Below are 4043 nucleotides of genomic sequence, written 5' to 3'. Positions count from 1 at the left end.
GCATATTTACTGCCGGCTTTGCGTTCGCTGCGGATGGCGCTGAGGCGGTCGGCGTTGATGGTGAGGCCGAACAGTTTTTGTTTGTGCTCGACCAGCGGCTTGGGTAACCGCAGGTCGTCGAAGTCGTCCTCGGTGAGCGGGTAGTTGGCGGTGAACAGGCCGAACTGCAGCGCCAGGTAGAGGCAGGTGGGGGTCTTGCCGGATCGGGAGACACCGATAAGGATTACGTCCGCCTGATCGTAGTGGCGGGTACGGGCGCCGTCGTCGTTGTCCAGGGCGAAATGCACGGCATTGATACGGATGCGATAGGACTCCGCGTCGCGGATGGCGTGGCTTTGGTTGATCTTGTGGCTGGAGCGTACGCCCAGTTCGTCCTCCAGGGGGTTGAGGAAGGCACCGAACAGGTCCAGTACCAGGGCATCGCAGCCGTGTAGCAGGGCGCGGTGGTCGTTGTTTACCAGGGTGGAAAAGACCACGGGTTTCTGGCCGTCTTCTTGTGAGGCCTTGTTGATACGGGCTACCGCTTCGCGGGTCTGCTCATCGGACTGGACGAAGGGCAGGGTGACCTGCACAAATTCAATATCACCGAACTGACTGAGCATGCTGTGGCCGAGGGTTTCAGCGGTGATGCCGGTGCCGTCAGAGAGGTAGAATGCGGTTCTTTTCATTGGGTTCAGCCGTTTTATGTGCTGTAGGAGCGGCGCTTGAGCCGCAAAGCTACTTGCGAAGACGTGGCTCCAGTCATTCGCGTCTCAAGCGCCACCCCTACGGCCGGGTGTAAGTCATTGTTTTCAATGATCACAGTCTAGAGCTCGTAGGGAGTTGGGGCCAGTGCTATCTTCGGCTAGCTGGAGTTTCAAATCCGGGAAATCCCACCTTGAACGTTGTCCCTGCCTTCACATCCTTCTAAACTGCGCCGCATGGGCAAGCTCGCAGGTTAATTACCCTTTCATTTTCAAGGGGATAGTGCCCAGGAAAGGGGTATGACAGGCTTCAGATGCAGGGATTGACCAAACTCGTACCCAAATTACGACGTGGGGCGGGCAAACTGTGCGGGTTTTGAGTAGAATGTCGGCTCGATTAGAGCCGGTTCAGGCCAGTAATCAACGGTAATACGTAAAAAGGAGACGACCTTGGCGGAATATGTAGTCTGGTTTCAGGACCTGGGGAAAGATGACGTTGAGCGCGTAGGCGGCAAGAATGCATCCCTCGGTGAGATGATCAGCAATCTGTCGGCAGCGGGTGTCTCCGTTCCGGGCGGTTTTGCCACCACCGCTGAAGCCTTTCGCGAGTTCCTCGAGCACAACAATCTGACCCAGAAAATCAATGACGCCCTTAGCGCCCTGGATGTTGAGGATGTGGTTGCTCTGGCCAAGACTGGCGAGCAGATCCGCCAGTGGGTAGTCGATGCGCCTTTCCAGCCAGCGCTGGATGCGGCCATCCGCGAAGCGTATGAAAAGATCGGCGAAGGGAATGCTGATCTGCCGGTGGCGGTTCGTTCTTCCGCGACCGCAGAAGACCTGCCGGATGCCTCCTTTGCTGGCCAGCAGGAAACCTTCCTGAACATCCGTGGCATCGACAGTGTCATGATCGCGGTGAAGGAAGTATTTGCCTCCCTGTTCAATGATCGCGCCATCAGCTATCGCGTTCACCAGGGTTTTGATCACAAGCTGGTGGCGCTGTCCGCCGGCGTGCAGCGCATGGTGCGCTCCGAAACGGGCGCCGCCGGCGTGATGTTCTCCATGGACACCGAATCTGGCTTCCGGGATGTGGTCTTTATTACTGCCTCTTACGGTCTGGGTGAAATGGTGGTACAGGGTGCGGTAAACCCGGATGAGTTCTATGTTCACAAGAAGACCCTGTTGAACAAGAAACCTGCCATCCTGCGCCGGAATCTGGGCAGCAAGATGCAGAAGATGATTTACGGGGCTGAAGCCTCTGCGGGCAAGTCCGTGAAGATTGTGGAAGTGGATAATGCCGAGCGCATGGTCTACTGCCTGAATGACGAACAGATTGAAAACCTGTCCCGTCAGGCCATCGAGATCGAAAAACATTACGGCATGCCCATGGATATTGAGTGGGCGCTGGATGGTGACGACGGCAAGCTGTACATCGTTCAGGCTCGTCCGGAAACCGTGAAGAGCCGCTCCGATGTGAATGTGATGGAGCGCTACCTGCTCAAGCAGACTGGCAAGGTGCTGGTTGAAGGCCGCTCCATTGGCCAGCGTATCGGTGCCGGCAAGGTGCGGATCGTCACCAACATCAAGGAAATGGACAAGGTCCAGTCCGGCGATGTGCTGGTCACCGACATGACTGACCCGGACTGGGAGCCGGTCATGAAGCGTGCAGCGGCCATTATCACCAACCGTGGTGGTCGTACCTGCCATGCGGCGATCATCGCCCGTGAACTGGGTGTGCCTGCCATTGTGGGCTGTGGCGATGCCACTGACGTTCTCAAGGACGGTCAGGAAGTGACTGCTTCCTGTGCCGAAGGGGATACCGGCAAGATCTACGAAGGCCAGCTGGAATTCGACATTCAGCGCAACTCCATCGAATCCATGCCCAAGCTGCCGTTCAAGATTATGATGAACGTGGGTAACCCGGATCGTGCCTTTGATTTCGCTGGCCTGCCAAACCAGGGCGTGGGCCTGGCCCGCCTGGAATTCATCATCAACCGCATGATCGGTGTGCACCCGAAAGCGCTGCTGAACTACGACACCTTGCCCAAGGACGTGAAGCAGAACGTGGACAAGCGCACTGCCGGTTACGGCAATCCGGTGGATTTCTACGTGGAGAAGCTGGTTGAGGGTATCTCGACCCTGGCCGCCGCTTTCCACCCGGAAAAGGTCATCGTTCGCCTGTCCGACTTCAAGTCCAACGAGTATGCCAACCTGATCGGCGGCAAGCTGTACGAGCCGGAAGAAGAGAACCCCATGCTGGGCTTCCGGGGTGCCAGCCGTTACATCAGCGAAAACTTCCGTGACTGCTTCGAGCTGGAATGTCGTGCCCTGAAGAAAGTGCGTGACGTAATGGGCTTCACCAATGTGGAAATCATGGTGCCCTTCGTGCGGACAGTGGGCGAAGCGGAGCAGGCGGTTGATCTGTTGGCCAAGAACGGCCTGAAGCGTGGCGAGAATGGTCTGCGTGTCATCATGATGTGCGAACTGCCCACCAACGCGCTGCTTGCCGACGAGTTCCTGCAGCACTTTGACGGCTTCTCCATCGGCTCCAACGATCTGACCCAGCTGACTCTGGGCCTGGACCGGGATTCCGGTATCGTCAGCCATCTGTTTGATGAGCGTGATCCGGCGGTCAAGAAGTTGCTCAAGATGGCCATCGATGCCTGTAATGCTCAAGGCAAGTACATTGGCATCTGCGGCCAGGGCCCGTCTGACCATCCTGACCTGGCCAAGTGGCTGATGGAGCAGGGGATCTCTTCCGTGTCCCTGAACCCGGATTCCGTACTGGATACCTGGTTTTACCTGGCAGAGAAGCATGGCAACTGATTTGCCAGCTTGACCTGCAAGGTGCTTCTCAGCACAGTAAAAAGCCCGCTATTGCGGGCTTTTTACGTTGTGGCTGGACGGTAACGTTTTTGCCCTCATTCCTCCGCTCCAGAAAGTTGGTATTCAGCCGGAAGCGACCAGGAGATGAGGCTAACGTGCTGTATTTCCAACAGTTGAGTGAAGGTAAGCCATGTTTCATCGCCTGATCAGAACGCTGGATTTATATGACGGATTACGGCTGCCTGTGAAAGTCGGACGGCTTGAGCTGTTGTTGATTCATGAAGAGGGGGAAACCCGGCTAATGCAACGACGTTGCCCTCATGCGGATTTTCCACTGGATCGTTGCACCATCAGTCATGGTGAGTTGCGTTGCCCGGGGCATGGGCTGACGTTTTCGCTGCGAAGCGGTCGCTGCCTCAGCGCTAGCTACCAGCTCGAGCAGTACCGGGTCGACTACGACGGCCCCTGGTTGGGCGTGGATCTTTCTCCGTAGCACATTCGGTTTTCATCACAGAGAACACAGAATTCACTGAAAAA

At 56.7% G+C, this 4043-nt stretch carries 3 protein-coding genes; 2 read left to right on the top strand and 1 reads right to left on the bottom strand.

Annotated features, from left to right (window positions below; genetic code table 11):
- The coding region (locus tag HUJ17_RS03200) for a pyruvate, water dikinase regulatory protein (RefSeq protein ID WP_290509318.1) at nt 1-668 on the bottom strand (668 nt) is incomplete at its 3' end.
- A gap of 465 nt (nt 669-1133) precedes the next feature.
- On the opposite strand from HUJ17_RS03200, the gene ppsA reads away from it, so the two are divergent.
- Both ppsA and HUJ17_RS03190 read left to right on the top strand, forming a co-directional pair.
- Complete coding sequence (ppsA, locus tag HUJ17_RS03195; RefSeq protein WP_290509317.1) at nt 1134-3506, top strand: phosphoenolpyruvate synthase; 2373 nt, start codon at nt 1134-1136, stop codon at nt 3504-3506.
- Nucleotides 3507-3696: 190 nt separating this feature from the next.
- Entirely contained in the window at nt 3697-3999 is a 303-nt protein-coding gene (locus HUJ17_RS03190; RefSeq protein WP_290509316.1) for a Rieske 2Fe-2S domain-containing protein, read from the top strand.
- The last annotated feature ends 44 nt before the right edge of the window (nt 4000-4043 follow it).

This window comes from Alcanivorax sp. (genome assembly GCF_014762765.1).
GTDB lineage: Bacteria > Pseudomonadota > Gammaproteobacteria > Pseudomonadales > Alcanivoracaceae > Alcanivorax.
Note: the sequence above shows the minus strand (reverse complement) of the source record. Positions and strands in the feature narration are given on the sequence as shown.